This window comes from Rhodococcus sp. 2H158 (assembly GCF_053764755.1).
Window position 1 is genome coordinate 121,024 of sequence record NZ_JBSNCE010000006.1, and the last position, 17,561, is coordinate 138,584.

The 17,561-nt window shown below is 68.1% G+C and carries 14 protein-coding genes; 3 read left to right on the forward strand and 11 right to left on the reverse strand.

Features of this window, described 5'->3' with window-relative positions; translation table 11 throughout:
- Nucleotides 1-2 precede the first annotated feature (2 nt).
- Nucleotides 3-1,661, forward strand: coding sequence for an MFS transporter (locus tag ACWPOB_RS07570; RefSeq protein WP_100055121.1), 1,659 nt, complete (start codon nt 3-5; stop codon nt 1,659-1,661).
- Here ACWPOB_RS07570 and ACWPOB_RS07575 read toward each other — a convergent pair.
- From ACWPOB_RS07575 to ACWPOB_RS07620, 10 genes are all read right to left on the reverse strand, one after another.
- Nucleotides 1,625-2,971 carry a diacylglycerol/lipid kinase family protein gene (locus ACWPOB_RS07575; protein ID WP_455400495.1) on the reverse strand — a complete coding sequence of 449 codons (1,347 nt, stop codon included), beginning with the start codon at nt 2,969-2,971 and terminating at the stop codon, nt 1,625-1,627. The two genes, ACWPOB_RS07570 and ACWPOB_RS07575, sit on opposite strands and share 37 nt — an antisense overlap.
- A 5-nt stretch (nt 2,972-2,976) precedes the next feature.
- Nucleotides 2,977-4,536 (reverse strand): hypothetical protein, encoded by a 1,560-nt coding sequence (locus ACWPOB_RS07580; RefSeq protein ID WP_455400407.1) that lies wholly within the window; start codon nt 4,534-4,536, stop codon nt 2,977-2,979.
- A gap of 140 nt (nt 4,537-4,676) precedes the next feature.
- On the reverse strand, nt 4,677-5,144 hold the full coding sequence (locus ACWPOB_RS07585; RefSeq protein ID WP_100055124.1) for a DUF7144 family membrane protein: 468 nt from the start codon (nt 5,142-5,144) through the stop codon (nt 4,677-4,679).
- 72 nt (nt 5,145-5,216) lie between these two features.
- On the reverse strand, nt 5,217-5,444 hold the full coding sequence (locus ACWPOB_RS07590; RefSeq protein ID WP_455400408.1) for a hypothetical protein: 228 nt from the start codon (nt 5,442-5,444) through the stop codon (nt 5,217-5,219).
- A gap of 124 nt (nt 5,445-5,568) precedes the next feature.
- A complete protein-coding gene (locus ACWPOB_RS07595) occupies nt 5,569-6,186 on the reverse strand; it encodes an Rv1733c family protein (RefSeq protein WP_455400409.1) in 618 nt (205 codons plus the stop codon).
- An 87-nt stretch (nt 6,187-6,273) separates the two neighbouring features.
- The gene (locus tag ACWPOB_RS07600; protein WP_455400410.1) at nt 6,274-7,665 is read right to left on the reverse strand and encodes a glucose-6-phosphate dehydrogenase; all 1,392 of its coding nucleotides are present in this window, start codon (nt 7,663-7,665) and stop codon (nt 6,274-6,276) included.
- A 36-nt stretch (nt 7,666-7,701) separates the two neighbouring features.
- Nucleotides 7,702-8,592 (reverse strand): SMP-30/gluconolactonase/LRE family protein, encoded by an 891-nt coding sequence (locus ACWPOB_RS07605; RefSeq protein ID WP_455400411.1) that lies wholly within the window; start codon nt 8,590-8,592, stop codon nt 7,702-7,704.
- A 38-nt stretch (nt 8,593-8,630) separates the two neighbouring features.
- A complete protein-coding gene (locus ACWPOB_RS07610; protein WP_455400412.1) occupies nt 8,631-10,364 on the reverse strand; it encodes an FAD-dependent oxidoreductase in 1,734 nt (577 codons plus the stop codon).
- Nucleotides 10,361-12,199, reverse strand: coding sequence for a glycoside hydrolase family 15 protein (locus ACWPOB_RS07615; protein WP_455400413.1), 1,839 nt, complete (start codon nt 12,197-12,199; stop codon nt 10,361-10,363). Before ACWPOB_RS07615 ends, ACWPOB_RS07610 begins: the two co-directional genes overlap by 4 nt.
- Before the next feature lie 358 nt (nt 12,200-12,557).
- Nucleotides 12,558-13,379, reverse strand: a complete 822-nt coding sequence (locus ACWPOB_RS07620) for a class II glutamine amidotransferase (protein ID WP_455400496.1) — start codon at nt 13,377-13,379, stop codon at nt 12,558-12,560.
- 262 nt (nt 13,380-13,641) lie between these two features.
- Between ACWPOB_RS07620 and ACWPOB_RS07625 the strand changes: the two genes are divergently transcribed.
- Nucleotides 13,642-14,055 carry an SHOCT domain-containing protein gene (locus ACWPOB_RS07625; protein WP_455400414.1) on the forward strand — a complete coding sequence of 138 codons (414 nt, stop codon included), beginning with the start codon at nt 13,642-13,644 and terminating at the stop codon, nt 14,053-14,055.
- Between the two features lie 64 nt (nt 14,056-14,119).
- Nucleotides 14,120-15,070, forward strand: coding sequence for a formylglycine-generating enzyme family protein (locus tag ACWPOB_RS07630; RefSeq protein WP_455400415.1), 951 nt, complete (start codon nt 14,120-14,122; stop codon nt 15,068-15,070).
- A 10-nt stretch (nt 15,071-15,080) separates the two neighbouring features.
- On the opposite strand, the gene ACWPOB_RS07635 is transcribed toward ACWPOB_RS07630, so the two are convergent.
- Complete coding sequence (locus ACWPOB_RS07635) at nt 15,081-17,435, reverse strand: arylsulfatase (RefSeq protein ID WP_455400416.1); 2,355 nt, start codon at nt 17,433-17,435, stop codon at nt 15,081-15,083.
- Nucleotides 17,436-17,561: the final 126 nt, after the last annotated feature.

Below are 17,561 nucleotides of genomic sequence, written 5' to 3' on the forward strand. Positions count from 1 at the left end.
CCATGAGTCTCGACAGTTCGCCGAAGGGGCCGGCGGTGGCCTCGGGTTCCGCACTGGTGCTCGCGGTACTGGCTGCGGGGCAGTTCCTGATGACGCTCGACAGCTCCGTGATGAACGTGTCGATGGCGACCGTGGCCGCGGACGTGGGCACCACCATCACCGGCATCCAGACCGCCATCACCCTCTACACCCTGGTGATGGCCAGCTTGATGATCACCGGCGGCAAGATCGGCACCATCCTCGGGCGGCGCCGCGCGTTCGGGCTCGGCCTGATCATCTACGGCGCCGGCTCGTTCGTCACCGGGATCGCGCCGAATCTCACCGTCCTCCTCATCGGCTGGTCCCTGCTCGAGGGCATCGGCGCCGCCTTGATCATGCCCGCGATCGTTTCCCTGGTGGCGGCGAACTTCCCCGCCGAACGCCGCCCCGCCGCCTACGGATTGGTAGCCGCGGCGGGTGCCGCGGCAGTCGCGGTGGGGCCGTTGCTCGGTGGGGCGGTGACCACGTTCGCGTCCTGGCGCTACGTCTTCTTCGGCGAGGTCGTCATCGTCGTCCTGATCCTGCTCGCGCTGCGTCGCGTGGAAGACATTCCACCGCAGCGGATCCGGCTCGACCTCGTCGGCTCGCTCCTGTCGGTCGCCGGCCTGGGAATGTTCGTCTACGGCGTGCTGCGCTCGAGCGAATGGGGCTGGATCCAAACCAAACCCGGCGGACCGGCGATCCTGGGACTGTCCCCCGTCATCTGGTTGCTGCTGGGTGGACTCCTCGTGCTCTACCTGTTCCTTCGCCGGGAGACGTATCTGGCGAAGACGGGCGGCGAACCGCTGGTCGACCCCGCGCTGCTGAGGAACAGCCAGCTCACCGGCGGGCTGAGCATGTTCTTCGCCCAATTCCTCATTCAGGCCGGGGTGTTCTTCTCCGTCCCCCTGTTCCTGTCGGTGGTCCTCGAACTCAGTGCGCTCGAGACGGGTGTGCGGATCCTTCCGCTGTCGATCGCTCTGGTCCTGGCGGCCGTCGGCATCCCCAAGCTGCGACCCCAGGCGAATCCCCGGCGCATCGTCCGGATCGGCCTCGGGATCATGGTCGTCGGCATCCTCATCCTCGTGGGTGGAATGGATCCCGGCGCAAATGCGGCGGTCGTTTCGATCCCGATGCTGCTGATGGGTCTCGGACTGGGTGCGCTGGCCTCCCAGCTCGGTGCGGTCACGGTGTCCGCGGTGCCGGACTCGCAGAGCGCCGAGGTCGGCGGTCTGCAGAACACGGCGACCAATCTCGGCGCGTCACTGGGGACCGCCCTGATCGGCTCCATCCTGATCGCCACCCTGACCACCTCCGCGATCGCCGGCATCGAGAACAACCCGGCCGTGCCGGAATCGGTGCAACAGCAGGCCACCACGGACATGGCTGCCGGGGTGCCGTTCCTGTCCGACACCCAGTTGGAGGGTGCGCTGGACGAGGCCGGGGTGGACGAGGCCACCGCGGATGCGATCGTCGAGGTCAACTCGGACGCGCGGCTCGAGGCCCTGCAGGTGGCCTTCGCCGTCACGGCGCTGATCACCGTCGCCGCACTCTTCGGCACCGGATCGCTGCCGCGCCGACCGGTGGGCGCACGGCCCGGCGAGGGTCAGCGCAGGCCCGACGAGACCGACGACGAGCGCTGAGGCCGCCAGGCCAGGTCCCGGAGCCGCACCCAGTCCCAGGTGGGTGCCGAGACGAGGGTTCCCGGACGGTGCCGGGGCACCCGCACCCGCAGCGCCTGCGGCTCGACGGTGCATCGCACAGGCGTGGGCAACATCAACGCTTCCCCGTCCACGCCGACCGGTATCTCCGGTACCTCCGCGTCGACGACCACCTCGGTGGCCGCGCGCTGAACCAGCCCCCGGCTGTGGGCACGGCGCAGCAGGCCGACTGCCTGCCCGGCGCCCGCCACCGAGATCGCCACCACTCCGAGCACCCCGCGATCCAGACGTGGCCGGCGTCCCAACCCCGCGAGGTCGTCGGTCGCGTACGGGCCGTTGCTCACCAGGACTGCCTGCGCGCCCTCCACCGTCGTGTCACCGTCGATGCGGGCACGCAGCCGGGTGACGCTGTCCCGGGCGAGCAGGTCGGGCATCATCCGTAGCGCCGTCCCGGTCTTGTCGTCCCGGTATTCCGGGCTCTGCACCACGTCGGCGTAGACGCCGAACGAGGCGTTGTTGACGAACACCCGTCCCCCGATCCTGCCGAGATCGACGCGGAGTTCCACACCGTCACGCAGCGCATCCAGCCCTGCGGCCGGGTCCTCCCGATCCAGTCCCAGGTCCAGGGCGAAGTGGTTCCGCGTGCCGGCGCTGATCACCAGGAACGGCAGACCGTGCTCGGCCGCGATCGCCGCCACCAGGGCCTGTGTCCCGTCTCCTCCGGCGACACCGAGCAGGTCGGCGCCACGCTCCACCGCCTGCCGGGCCAGGACCTCGACGTCGACGGGGACCGGTCCGGCGAGCAGTGCCACCTCGGCACCGAGCTCCTCGGCCTTGCGTTGCAGATCGAACTTCACGACCTTGCCGCCGCCGGACCGGGGATTCATCACGAGAAACGGCCGGCGGACCGGCGCGGCGGGATACTCGGGCATCCCGTGCACTGCGTCGGGTCGCAGCGCCGCCCTCGCACACACCAGGGCGAGCAGCACCAGCGCAACCGACACCAGCACGACCCAGAGCTGGTGCTCCCGCACGAACACGAGCAGGACGAGCGGTGCGAGCACGGCCAGGCCCAGAGACAGCACCCGCAGCAGTCCCCGGGTCGCGAGGAACCAGTACGCAGCCGCGACCATCACCACCGCCACTGCCACGCTCACCGCCAGGAGTGCGACGGCTCCGCGCAGGCCCGCGACGATCACCGGAACGGCGGCCGCACCGATGACGGCGACGAACGCCGCCCGAGCCCACCACGTGCGCGAGGGCGGCACCTCGTCGCCGGGGACGGTATCCATCGGACTCACGCCCCGGTCTTCGAGCCCGGGAGTTTCTCCGTCGGTTGTTCGTCCGTCGGCTGTTCGTCCGTCGGGGGCACCGACGTCGCGTCCTTCGTCGGGGGCACCGACGTCGCGTCCTTCGTCGGCGGTGCCGACATCGCGTCCTTCGTCGGCGGTGCCGACATCGCGTCCTCCGCCGGTTGCTCCCAGGCTCGGGCCGGCCGGATCAGCACCTCGAGCGCGAGCAGGGCCAGCAGAGCACCGAGAACGACCCACACGACCACGAGACCGGTCGGATACCGCCAGAACATCAACATCAGCGCGGCAATGCCGATGATGGCGAGCCGCAACGCGGTCCGAGCCCGGTACGCGCCGGCTTCCACCTGGTTCGGTGGCCGCGTCTTGCGGGCCCGCTGCACCGCGTCCATGCCTCGTCCGAACCCACGGCGGACGGCGGCCGCGGAGGCCGATCCCCCGGTCAGATACGCCCCGACCGCGATCACGAGGCCCAGAACCGCCACCGCCCGCAGCGCGTTCCGCAAGGGCACCAGCACGGTGTCGACGATCGCCGTGGCGGCGTCCGGGGACAGTGCGTCCGGAGGAATATTGTCGAGATAGAGCGCTCGACCGACGATGAGCGCGATCGCGAGGATCAGCATCCCCACGAGCAGTGCCGCGCCGACGAACGCGAGGGCACGACGGCGACGGCCGGGTGGGGCCACGGCCACCGCGGCCACGGCGGCGGCGATCGTGAGCCACGGCAGCACGTCCGAGGCCGTGTCGAGTGCGTTGACCGCCCGTTGCGCCTTGACCAGCTCCGGCGACTGGAACAGCACGAACTGCTTGTCGATGTCCGGGATCTTCTCGGCGAAGGTGAATCCTCTGTCCAGCAGACGAGCCTGAACGTTGTCGATGACGGTGCCGAGGGAGATGCTGACCGTGCCGCTCTCGTCCACCGTCACCGACGACGGACCGACATTGCCGGTGACCACCGCCACCAACGCGGTATGCGCGGCGCGGTTGGCCTGGATCCACAGATCCTCGAACTGGCCGGTCTGCACCAGCGACAGCACCGTCTCGTACACGAAGTTGCGCGCCTGACCGGCGATCACCGGCGCCAATCCCTCGACCGCCCGGTCCACCCGGGGCGCATCCGCGGTCGCCGGAACCGCATCGGTCAGGGCCGTCAGCGCGTCGGCGGTCAGCCCTTCGACGTCCACGCGCGCGAAGATCTCGTCGGTGACCGTGCCCGCGATCTCGGTCTGGATCGCGGGATCCGAACCCAGCGGTGCCACGGTGGCGACGTACCGGTCCGTGTCGAGGACTTCACTGCGTACGAATCGCGCCGTCACCGACGTGATCGCCAGCAGAGCGACCAGCACGGTCAAGATCGCCACCGCCGTCCAGCGCAGCGCGTGCCGCGGCGGACGCGGCGCGGGAGGCGGCGGCGCCGGAGCCTCGGGCGCGACGGCCGTCTGCGCGCGCAGCGCGGCCACCTCTGTCCGTAATCGCTCCAGTTCGGCGCGCTCGGTGGTGTCGAGCGGAGCGGTCCCCGTGCCGCTGCGCGTCAGGTCGCTGTCCATCGTCTTCTCTTTCCACTCGGTCACAGAGGCACGGCGCACAGACGAAGCGTGCCCTGGAGGCACGAGACGACCCGCCCCTTCACATCGCGCCGATCGGCGGCCGGTCCGACCGAACACGCCGGACCGGCCTCCGGTCGAACCTAGTAGTCCAGCCGTGGATTCCAGGTCGATACCGCCCAGATGACCACCACGTCGAGAGCGATGACCAGAATCGACCACCACGGGTAGTACGGCAACCACATGAAGTTGAGCAGGATCGACAGGGCCGCGATGACGATCGCCGCGACTCGCGCCCAGGTGGCTCCGGTAATGAGAGCGATGCCCACCAGGATCATGACGGCACCCGCGACGATGTGGATCCAACCCCAGGCGGTGAAATCGAACTTGAAGGTGTATTCCTGTCCCACCACGAACAGTTCGTCCTCCGCCACCGCGGCGATGCCCTGCAGCAGTTGCAGAATGCCCACGGTAATGAGAATGACGGCGGCACCGATCGAAGTGCCCGCCGCGATCCCCTGCTTGACGTTGACGCTCCCCTCGCCGGCACTGCTCCGGCCCACGCTGTTGTGGCTGACACTGCCCTGACCGACACGCATATCCTCGGACACGACCCGTCCCCTTTCCTGAGATGTGGCTCGGTGAAACTGTGGCGAAATAACTTGTTGTACGCCCCCATTCCCTCATCCGCCGGGTGAACTGCGGATCCGAGACGCAGATCGGGTCTGCGCCCAGGACTCGGGCTTCAGGTCGTCGACCTGCACGCCGGGACCATAGAACTCGTGAACCAGGCCGAGGACACGGGCGAGCACCTCCGCGTCCGTGAGATCGTCACGGAGCACCACATGCAGTTGAGCCGGACTGTCGCCGGATTCCGTCGACACCAACAAACGGCAAACCCAGTCGCTCATCTCGGCTTCCCCGCGTAGAGTCTTGTCCGGCAACCGGATCGAGGAATCCGCTCCGCGCTGCGGAGTGTCCGGATGTGCGCTGCAGGCCGGTCCGCAGACCCCATGCCCGCAAACCCCAGGGCGGTCAACCCAACGTCCATCCCGGGCTCCTTCCGCCGTCGTTCCATTCGCGATCCAGCGCCGACATCCTCCGCCGCACGCCGACACGATGAACTCCGTAGAGGAGCAGCAGGGCGATGCCGGAGCCGACCCCCCACACCGTGAGCGCGGCACTGACACCGGCCACGACACCGTCCGAGCCCGTCCTGGGCGCGGTGACGGGATCACCGGTGGAGTCGATCCAGATGTCGATCGTCTCGCCCGGCTTCGCGTCGAAGGGCGTCTCCACCTTCCCCGTGCGCGTTTCGCCGGTGCCGGTCGTCCACCGCGCGGTCGCTCGGTCCGGGTCCCCCGGGCCCCGGGTCGCAGTGTCCGTCATCGAACCGGCGTCCGTCGGAGCCGGTCCCTCGAGGAGGAGCGCTGTCACTTGGTGGCGTTCCAGACGTTCCTCCAGCGCCAACTGGCCGACCCGGGCGTAGGTCGCCGTCCCGTACGCGGCGGCGAGCGGCACCATGACGAGCACGAACATCGCGACGACCAGAACGAGTGCGGATTCGAATCGCTCGGATCGTCGCATCAGCGGGTTGCCGCTCCACGGGGCGCGGCGCCACAACCGGAGGACCAGGGGCTGCTCTGCGTTCATCTCGAAACTCCTGCAGTTACGTGACTACAGTGTTCCGCCGACGACAGCCTGTGGCGTAGGGCACAAGGTCATCGCTCGTTCGGGAGATCAGGAACGAGGGTGGCCCGGCCGATCGTCTCGGGCCGACGGGCCCGGGGGCTCGGTTCCCGCTGCGTACTCCTGCATGGGCACGTCGTCGGCCGCCCACGCCTTCATCACCGGATCGACGATCCGCCAGGCTTCCTCGGCCTCGTCGCCCCGAATGAACAACGTCGGGTTGTTGTGCAGCATCCCGAGGAGCAGATTGGCGTACGGAGTCCGTCCCGACGCCGGCTCCATCAACTCGAGCTCCTGGTGTGCGGCCCGATCGTCCGGACCGTTGAGGTTTGTGGACAGCCGCACGTACGGTTCGGTGAGGCCGAGCCTGAGCACATTCGGCTCGACACCCGGCCACAGGTCGAGCAGGTATTCAGGCATTGCCCGGTAGTGAATCGCGATCTCGGCGGTGTCTGCGGCAAGAGCCTTGCCCGACCGCAGGGTGAACGGCACTCCGGCCCATCGAGGATTGTTCACCCCCAGGGTCAAGGATGCATACGTCTCGGTGTTGCGGGTGGGATCGACTCCTGGTTCGTCCACATAGGAGGGAACCTGCCGGGTCCCGATGGTGCCGGCTGTGTACCGGGCACGGACCGAATCCCTGCACAGCGTCTCCGCGGACGGCGTGGCCACTGCCCGCAGCGCCTCGACCCGTACTCCGCGGAAGGAGTGGGGGTCGATCCGAGCAGGCTGTTCCATGAGCACCAGCGCCATGACCTCCATCAGATGGTTCTGCACCATGTCCTTCATGGCGCCGGCACCGTCGTAGTATCCCGCCCGGCCTTCGAGGGTCAGGCTCTCGAGCCAGCTGATGTCCACCCGCTCCACGTGCACGGCGTTCCAGGTGGGCTCGAAGACCCGGTTGAGGAACCGGAGCACCAGGATCCGGCGGACGAGTTCGTTGGACAGGAAGTGATCGACGCGGAAGATCGTCGGCTCGGGAAGCTGGACCCGCAGGAGATCGTTGAGTTCGCGGGCCGACTCCAAGTCGGTGCCGAAGGGCTTCTCGACGGCCACCGCATCGGATCGGCGCAGTTTCGCCGCGGCGAGCGCCGTCAGCACCCCACGGAGCAGGCTCGGCGGAAGCGCCAGATAGACGAGGGTGTCCGGCCCGTCGTCACCCAGCACACGGCACACGTCCTCTGCCCGGGTCACGTCGGCCGGCTCGTACCCGAGCATCCGCACGACGGCGTCCTTCGCCGCCGGCTTCGCGGTCGAGTGTGCATCGAGGCCCTCGGCGATGTGTTCGCGGAACTGCTCGGTCGACCAGTCCGTGTTCGCCGAACCCACAATGGTGAGCTGCGGCGGTAGAAGTTCGGCCTCGGCGAGCTGTGCGACCGCCGGCATCACCAGGCGACTGGTCAGATCGCCGGAGGCTCCGAACAGAACGATGCGTTCGATCATCGTGTCACCCTTTCTCGGGTCGGGGTGGAGAGCGGGCTACGGCGACGGCCGGGCGCCCGAATATCGTGGGGAGGGGGGCCCCGTCACGCCTGGACGGCAGCGGAGGATCGCTCCGGCCTCGGGTTGCGCCGCGCGCTCGGCTTCGGGGAGATCGAACCAGGAGGTCGTGATGTAGAGATCTCCTCCGTCGGCACCCCCGAAGGCGACCGAGGTGGGATTGGACGTAGGAAGTTCCACCACACCGTCGAGCGTGCCGTCGGTGCGATAGCGGTGGACGGCCCCGGCTCGTCCCAGCGCGATCCACAGCATGCCGTCGTCGTCGACGCTCATGCCGTCCGGCCAGAACCCTGTGTCGCCGAACTCGACGAAGCGGCGACGGTCGGTGAGGACACCGGTGACGGAGTCCAGATCGAACACGTCCACGATGCCGAGGGCCGTGTCGGCCAGATAGAGACGTTCCCGGGAGTCGTCGAAGGCCGGGCCGTTGGAGATCGTGAGGCCGTCGACGACGCGCGTCACCGTGTCACCGTCCACCCGGTACAACGACGCGTTCCGTGGACGTTTGTCGAAAGCCATCGTGCCGACCCAGGCTCGGCCCCGGCCGTCGATCTTGACGTCGTTCGCCCGGTTCTCGGGTCTGTCCTGCTCGATGGGAACACGCAGTTGCAGCGAGCCTGTCCGACGGTCGAGGAGTGCCAGGCCCTCGGGACTCGCGACGAGCGGTTCCCCCGACGCATCGAGCACTACGCCGCCCGGCTGGCCGGGCGTGCTCCACGCGCTGTCACCACCCGACGACGGGTCCAGACAGTGCACCCGCTCTCCGGTGATGTCGACCCACCACAGCCGGCCGCTCGCTGCATCCCAGGTCGGGCCCTCGGCGTGCTGGGCCCGGATGCTCGACGCCACCTCGACCGACGTGTCACCCATGCCGCTGCCCTGCGATTCGCTCCCGGCCGACCAGGTCGTCAGACATGTTCGAGTGCACCGGCGCGCCGGGCCATTTCACCCTCGGCATGTGCCACAACCGGCATGCCGCCCTTCCCTACCTCGAGCGGCGTCCGGTGGTAGCCGTGGTAGGTCATCATCCCGCCCGCGAGAAAGGCCACGTCGTCCCAGCCGTTCTGCTTGAGCACGCAGTAGGCGATGTAGCTACGGAATCCCGATCGGCAGTAGGTGTAGACGGGCTTGTCCCGGGGCACCTCCTCGAGTCGCCGGCGCAGTTCCGTGTAGGGCACGAGGATCGCGCCGGGGATGTGCCACGCGTCGTACTCGGCCTGCGTGCGGGTGTCGAGGATGGTCACCCGGTCGGCGCAGTCCGGGTAGTCCTCCGGATACCAGAGGTCGATGTCGCCGCGCAGCAGGTTCGCACCCAGGAAGCCGACCATGTTGACCGGGTCCTTCGCGGAACCGTACGGCGGGGCGTAGGCGAGCTCGAGATGCTCGAGGTCGTACACCGTCATCCCCGCCCGAAGCGCCACTGCGAGGACGTCGATGCGCTTGTCGACACCGTCCCAGCCGAGCACCTGCGCGCCGAGCAGTTTGCCGTCGGCAGGGGCGAACAGCACCTTGAGAAACAGCGGCGCGGTCCCGGGATAGTACGCCGCATGGCCGTTGTGGTGGTCGTAGACCTTGCGGTAGTCGATGCCGGCGGCGCGCAGTTCCGTCTCGGTCAACCCGGTTCCACCGGCGGTCATGTCGAAGACCTTGACCACGGCAGTGCCCTGGGTGCCCCGGTATCCGCTGTCGCGGCCTGCGATGGTGTCGGCGGCGATCCGGCCCTGCCGGTTGGCCGGGCTGGCCAACATCGACAGCACCGGCTCACCGGTCAGGAAATTCGGGGTCTCCACGGCGTCACCCGCGGCGAGGATGTCGGCGGCCGAGGTGCGCATGCGTGCGTCTACGACGATGCCTCCGCGAGGTCCGATCTCGATGCCGGCCTCGCGGGCCAGATCCACGTTCGCGCGTACTCCGGCGGCCATGACGACGGCGTCGGCCTCGACGGTGGTGCCGTCGGACAGGTCGAGTGCCAGCTTGCCGCTCGGAGCCTCGCGGACCGCCTTTGCGGACGTTCCCAGACGCAGGTCCACATCGTGGGTGCGGACGTGGTAGTCCAGGATTCGTGTCATCTCGGGGTCGAGCCAGGGCATCAGCCGCTCGCTGCGTTCGACCACGACGGTCCGCAGACCACGCGATCTGAAGGCCTCGGTGAGCTCGAGGCCGATGTAGCTGCCGCCGACGACGACGGCGCTCGAGGCACCCTCGCCGAGCCGCGCGATGATGCGGTCCATGTCCGGAATATTGCGCAGCACGTCCACCCGTGGGTCATCGGCACCGGGGATGGGCGGACGGAGCGGGACCGCCCCGGGACACAACACCAGCTTGTCGTACGCCTCCCGGTACGTCCGGTCCTGCACGTGGTCCCGGACCTCGACTTCCTTCGCGTCGCGATCGATCCGGACAACCTCCTGCCCGATCCGCACGTCCAGCGCTAGGCTCGCCGCCAGGCTTTCGGGCGTCTGCAGCAGCAGGCTGTTCCGATCCGGAATCTCGCCGCCGATGTGGTACGGAAGTCCGCAGTTCGCGAACGAGACGTACTGGTCGCGCTCGAGAACGACGATCTCGGCCGACTCGTCCAACCGTCGCAGGCGCGCCGCCGTCGAAGCTCCGGCCGCGACGCCTCCCACAATCACAGTCTTCATCTCGTTCCCTTCGATTCCCGCTCGGTCCCGGTGGACGCACCGGTTCGCTGGTTGTCTGTGACTCCTTGCGTGCCGGCTTCGGCCGCCGCGATCGCGAACGCCGCGCCGACAAGCGTCAGGTGACTGAAGGCCTGGGGAAAGTTGCCGACCTGCCGCTTCCGGCCGACGTCGTATTCCTCGGCCAACAGGCCCAGCTCGTTGGACAGGGCGATGAGCCGCTCGAACAACGCGCGCGCCTCGCCGATGCGCCCGTTTGCCGCCAGCGCGTTGACGAGCCAGAAGGAGCACGCCAGGAACTGGCCCTCGTCGCCGGGCAGGCCGTCGTCGGTCTGAGCCGTCGAGTAGCGCGAGACGAAACCGTCGCGGCCGAGTTCGCGCGTGACGGCGTCGATGGTCCCGGTGACCCGTTCGTCCGTGCCCGGCAGGAAGCCGACGATCGGGATGAGGAGCACACTGGCGTCGAGTTCGCCGGATCCGTAGTACTGGGTGAAGGTCCCGCGTTCCGCGTCGAATCCACGCTCGCAGATCTCCCGGTGGATCTCGTCGCGCACCGCTCGCCAACGTTCCAGTGGCGCTTCGAGATCGAATCGTTCGACCAGCCGCACGGCGCGGTCGAACACCACCCACGCCATGACTTTGGACTGGGTGAAGTGCCGGCGTGGCCCGCGAGTTTCCCAGATCCCGTCATCGGGTTCGCGCCAGATCGACTCTACGTGCTCGATCAGAGTGCGCCAGCGCGGCCACAGCCGGCGTTCGACCCTGCCGAGGATCTCGGCACCCAGGAACAGCACACCGACGACCTCGCCGTAGACGTCGAGCTGGAACTGTTCGGATGCGGCATTGCCGACCCGGACCGGCGCCGAGCCTTCGTATCCGGGAAAGTCCCCGAGTTCGAACTCGGTCAGACGCCGCTCGCCACTGATCCCGTACATGATCTGGATCTTCGTCGGATCGCCGGTACCGACGAGGGTGAGGAAGTCGCGAAATGCGAGTGCCTCGTCCGTGTACCCGGCGGCGAGCAGCGCTTCGAGGGCCAGCACGGAGTCACGCAGCCAGCAATAGCGGTAGTCCCAGTTGCGCACTCCGCCGACGTCCTCGGGCAGGGACGTGGTCGGCGCGGCGACCACCCCGCCGGTGGTTTCGGAGGTCATGGCCTTGAGGGCGATCAGCGAGGTCAGCACCTGATCCCGGTACGGGCCCGAGTACGTGCAGCGCCCGCTCCATTCCTGCCACCACGCCTGGGTGCGAGCCAGCGCCGAATCGGCGTCCTCGACCGGCGGAGCATCTTCGAACGACAGGTGCCAGCACAGCGTGAACCGTTCCCGCTGACCTTCGGTGACGAGGAAGTCGGCACGAACTGCTGCGTCGCTGATCTGCAGGGGCACCGGCGTACTGAGGCGGAACGTGTCCGGACCTGCGGTGGCGCGGATTCCGTCCGGAGCCGGCTCCACCCACGGTGCGACAGAACCGTAGTCGGGCCGAATCAGCAGTTCCATCTGCATCTGCACCCGGCCGCGCAGCCCTTCGACGATCCGCATCAGCTGGGGAGGACCGTCACCGCGCCGGGGCATGAAGTCGATCACGCGCACCGCACCCTCGGCGGTCTCGAATTCGGTTTCGAGCACCAGTGTTCCGGGACGGTAGCGGCGAGCACCTGCGTGCGCGGTGCCGGCCGGGGCGAGGCTCCACCGGCCGTGCCGCTCGTCGCCGAGCAGGGCGGCGAAGCAAGACGCGGAGTCGAAGCGGGGCAGGCACAACCACTCGATCGCACCGTTGCGACCGACGAGCGCCGCGGTCTGTAGATCTCCGATGAGGCCGTAGTCCTCGATGCGCATTGCGGATCTCCTGTCTGCCGCGTCCCGAGCGGTTCGCACGACGCGGATCTTCTGCTCGGTTCCTCGTGCGCGTGCCTGTCGCGGTTGCACGACCGAGGGCCACCTCTCGACCGCTCCAGCCATGAAGCGCCGGGGTCTTCGGCCTACTCACATCACATAGGCGGAAGTGAAGGAAGGACGACCTGGAGCCCTCGGTTCCGATACGGTCTCCATCGAGTGAACAACCCGGACACGGGTCGAAGTAGGGCACAAGGTCATCTGGGGCTCCGGGGCCTGTGGCGATCGGGTCCGTTCGTTGCCCCGGGTGTATCGCGGTCACTTCGGGCACGCCGAAGCACTCGGTGCTGCAGCGCGGGACCTACACCGGTTCGAGCGGCCGGAACGGCCGGATCTCGTCCTCGCCGGGCCGGACCAGGCCCGCGGAGGACTCCGGTATCTCGTTCCATGCGCCCGGTAGATCGCGTAGCGGTTCGGACACGATGAAGCGGGTCTCGGCGCCGAGCTGGTGCAGCATCTCGACCTCGGGATGCAGCTCGAGGAGCTTGGCGAGCTTGGTGGAGTAGAACAGCGATCGGCTCTTACCTTCGCTGGAATAGCGGAACACCCACATCGATTCGCCGTCCGTGGTCGCCACTGTCATCTGTACGGGATACTCGATCGCGTGGGTGCGCGCGACCTTCTCCACGTATCCGACAGCCCGGGCGACGGCAGTGAACGGGTCCTCGGTGAGACCGAATGTCAGCGCGAGATAGAACAGCATCTCGGAGTCGGTCGAGCCCTCGATGTCGGGGTACAGCGCCGGATCCACGGCCAGCACCAGCTCGCGTTTGATCTCCCGGAACCCGTTGACGACGCCGTTGTGCATCCACAACCACCGCCCGTGCCGGAAGGGGTGGCAGTTGCTGCGCTGGACGCCCGTCCCGGTCGAGGCACGCACGTGTGCGAACAGCAGCGGCGTCTCCACCTGCGCGGCGAGCTCGCGAAGATTCCGGTCGTTCCAGGCCGGATCGACGCTCTTGAACACCGCCGGCTCCGGCCCTCGCCCGTACCACCCGATGCCGAAACCGTCCCCGTTGGTGGTGGTGGCGCCGAGGCGCGAATGCAGGCTCTGGTCGATCAGCGAGTGCACCGGGCGGAACAGCAGATCCTCGGCCAGGACCGGATCGCCGGAGTACGCCATCCATCTGCACATCTCACCATTGGAACACCGTCGAGACGTCGAACGCGTTGCGGAACGGCCACAGTTCGGTCTTCGTTCGTATCGGACCCGTGGTCGCCCCGGCACAGTGAGGACATCCTCGCGTCGAGGACGACCGGGCGGCGGCTTTCAGGGTCTTTGTCCCCTGGGGTGAGGCCGGTCGTGATGTCATTCTCGATGTGAGGCGCCCGATATCGCGGGGGTTCGGTCCCATCGCCGGGTCCGCTCACAGGAGGTTCACATCATGGATTCGTTCTGGGATTACGTGTGGTACACGATCATCGTGTTCGCCTTCGTGGCGTATCTGATGGTGCTGTTCCAGATCTTGGTCGACCTGTTCCGCGATCACACCGTTTCCGGCTTCGCCAAGACCCTCTGGGTGATCGGGCTGGTCGTCCTGCCGTACCTGACCGCGTTCGTCTATCTGATCGCCCGGGGCCGCGGCATGGCGGAGCGGTCGATGCGAGCCCAGCAGGAGACCAAGCAGGCCACCGACGAGTACATCCGGCAGGTGGCCGGCAAGTCGCCGGCCGAGCAGATCGCCGATGCAAAGGCGCTGTACGACTCCGGCGCGATCACCCAAGCGGAGTTCGAGCAACTCAAGGCCACGGCTCTGGGACAGGCATCCGCGGGACAGACCGGAATGCAGGTCCGATAGGGGAATATCCCCGCGGCATCCCCAGGACCCGCTCGCGGCGGGCCGGATCCGAGATACTCGGAATATGCAGCCATCAGCATCGGCAGGCCGAGCGCCGAAGAACATGAGCTGGATTCCGGGTGGAACCTTCTGGATGGGGTCGGAGGAGTTCTATCCCGAGGAACGTCCGGTCCACCGGGTGAGTGTGGACGGGTTCTGGATGGACACTCACCCGGTGACCGTCGCCGAGTTCCGGCGTTTCGTGAAGGACACCGGTCACGTCACCACCGCCGAGGTCGCGCCCGAGCCGGCCGATTATCCCGATGCCGACCCGGCGCTGCTGGTACCCGGGTCGCTGGTGTTCACCCCGCCGGCCGGGCGGGTACCACTCGACGACTATCGCCGGTGGTGGTCGTGGGTGCCGGGTGCGGATTGGCGGCACCCCGAGGGCCCCGGAAGTTCGGCCGGCGGCCGCGAGCACCACCCGGTGACGCACGTGTCCCACTACGACTCACTCGCCTACGCTCGGTGGGCGGGCAAGGAGCTGCCGACCGAGTCCGAGTGGGAGTTCGCGGCCCGCGGCGGCCTGGATCGGGCTCGGTTCGTGTGGGGCGACGAGTACACCCCGAAGGGCCGGCACCTTGCCAACACCTGGCAGGGCGAGTTCCCGTGGCAGAACCTCGCCGAAGACGGGTACGCCGGCACGTCTCCGGTGGGCAGCTTCCGGCCCAACGGTTACGGCCTGGTGGATGTGGCAGGCAACGTGTGGGAATGGACGACGGACTACTTCACCGCGCGTCACGGGGCGGACGGACGCGACACCGCCCCCGCCACGGCGTGCTGCACTCCCGCCAACCCGCGCACGCTCGCGCCGGAGACCGGTGCCGAGGCCCACCCCCGGCGGGTCATCAAGGGCGGATCGCACCTCTGCGCCCCCAATTACTGCTTGCGCTACCGGCCTGCAGCCAGGCAGGGCGAAAGCGCGGAAACCTCCACCTGCCACATCGGGTTCCGCTGCATCGTGCGCGGCCGCTGAGCAGCGCCGGTCAATCGATCGAGAACCAGGCCCGCACCTGCGCCTCGTGGTCGACATAGCGTTCGCCGGAAACGTCGACGACGACCTTGTCGATCGTGCCCCCGGTGAACGGGAACGGGGACACGTAGTCCGGGGTGACCGGAGAGGCGCTGTCACGCCCGACGCAGATACCGTCACCGACGAGGCAGAACACCCCCGGCTGGGTGACGATCTCACCGGTGGCCACCTGCTGATCGTCGACGTAGAGGGTCAGGGTGCCGGCGAAGCCCGGCATCGCCGGATCGGTGTTCTTCCCGGAGACGGCGAATTCGGCGGTGCACACGTGGGCACCGGGAGTGATGTCCCGGTCGGCGACCACGGTCTGCAGGTGCGTGCCGACCCAGTTGAAGGCATAGCGCAGACGGCAGTCCTTGACGTAAAGGCTGTGGCCGCCGGCCAGGCCGCCGTGGGCGTAGAGGACTCCCTCGGCATCGGCCGAGTCCACGTGGACTCCGGCGACGATCGTGTAGGACCGTCCGGTGATGGCGACACCGGCCGCCTCGGGGACGTCCGCGCAGTCCGGGTAGTAGACGTAGCGGTCTCGCGCCTTTCCCGGGCGGGGGCGTTCGGCGAGCACCTGTTCGAGGGCGCTGCGGTCGTCCAGCGGTAGCCCGTGGTAGCGGCCGGCGTAGTAGAACCACAGGCTCTTCAGGGTTTCCAGCCGCTCGGGTTCGGCGTCGGCGAGGTTGTGCAGTTGCGCCCGGTCCTCCGCGAGGTGGTACAGCTCCCACACATCCTTGTCGAAGTGGCCCCACCCGGACAGCGGCGGATGCACGGAACAGACGAGCCACCCTTCGTGATACAGCGAGCGCTGCCCCAGCATCGTGTAGAACTGCACGGCCTTGCCCGGTGCCGCGGGATCGGTCAGCGAGGCCGCGAAGCTCTCTCCCTCGAGCGGACTCTGGGTGAACCCCTTCAGGACCTCCGGCGGGGTGATGCCGAGCAACTCGTAGATCGTCGGGACGACATCGACAGCGTGGACGTACTGCGGGCGGGGCTCGGCCGAGGCGTCGATCCGCGCCGGCCACGAGAGCACGCACATGTCGGCGACGCCACCCTCGTAGCCGGCCCAACGCTTCCAGTACGGAAACGGGGTGTCGAAGGCCCACGCCCAGCCGGTGTTGTAGTGGTTGTACGACAGCGGTGTGCCGAGCTCGTCGAGGTGCGGCAGGGTGCCCTCGGTGGTGTCGGGGATCCCGTTGAAGAACCGCCATTCGTTGAACGATCCGTTCGGCCCACCCTCACCGCTGGCGCCGTTGTCGGAGACCACGACGATGAGGGTGTTGTCGAGCTCGCCGGTCGCTTCGAGCAGGTCGATCACCCGGCCGAGCTGGTCGTCCGTATAGGAGATGTAGCCGGCGAAGACCTCTGCCATCCGCACGAACAGGCGTTGCTCGTCGGCGGTGAGCGAGTCCCAGGGCCGGACGGTGTCGAGCAGCGGCCACGGCTGTCCGTCGGGTCCGGTGGTGGCCGGCTCCCCGTGCGGATTGATCGGGGAGAGCTCGGTGTCCTCGGGCAGCAACCCGAGGTCCTTCTGCCGCTGCAGTATCTCGGCGCGGATGGCCTCGTAGCCCTGGTCGAACTTTCCCCTGTACCGGTCGGCCCATTCGGTGAACACGTGATGCGGGGCGTGCCCGGCCTGTGGTGCCAGGTACATGAAGAACGGTTTGTCCGGGTCGACGGCCTTGGCGTCACGGATGAACTCTATTGCCTTGTCCGCCAAGTCTTTCGACAGGTGATAGCCGTCCTCCGGAGTGCCGGGGGCGTCGATCGGATGGTTGTCGTACACCAGGTCGGGGTACCAGCTGCTCGACTCGCCGCCGAGGAAGCCGTAGAAGCGCTCGAATCCGCGGCCCAGCGGCCACCGGGACTTGACCGCCGCCATGTTCATTTCCTCGCCCGGCGTCAGATGCCACTTGCCGACGCAGTAGGTGTTCCACCCTTGTTCGGCCAGCACCTCGGAGACGAACCCGTTCTCGAACGGTATGTGGGTGGAGATGCCCGGGAACCCGGAGCTGAACTCGGCGATGGTCGCCATGCCGTTGGTCGTCGCGTTACGCCCGGTCAGCAGCGACGCCCGGGTGGGGGAACACAGCGCGGTGGTGTGGAAGTTCGAGTACTTCACACCCCGGTCGGCGATGCGGCGCATGGTGGGGGTCTCGATCGGGCCACCGAAGATGTCCATGCTGCCGTACCCGACGTCGTCCCACGCGATGATCAGGACGTTCGGGGCGCCCTCGGGCGCCTGTGCGGGCAGATACGGTGCCCAGTCCGGGACGGAGTCGCGAATGTCGACGGCGATCTTTCCGTGGTGGGCCCTTGCCATGGCGACGCTCCCGATCTCGAGCAGACCTGCCGGTCTCCGGCATCTCGAGCGTACCGACCAGCCCATCCGGCCAATGCCGGATCGCTCGAATTCGCCGATACTCTGCCCGGCACGTTCCGGATTCGC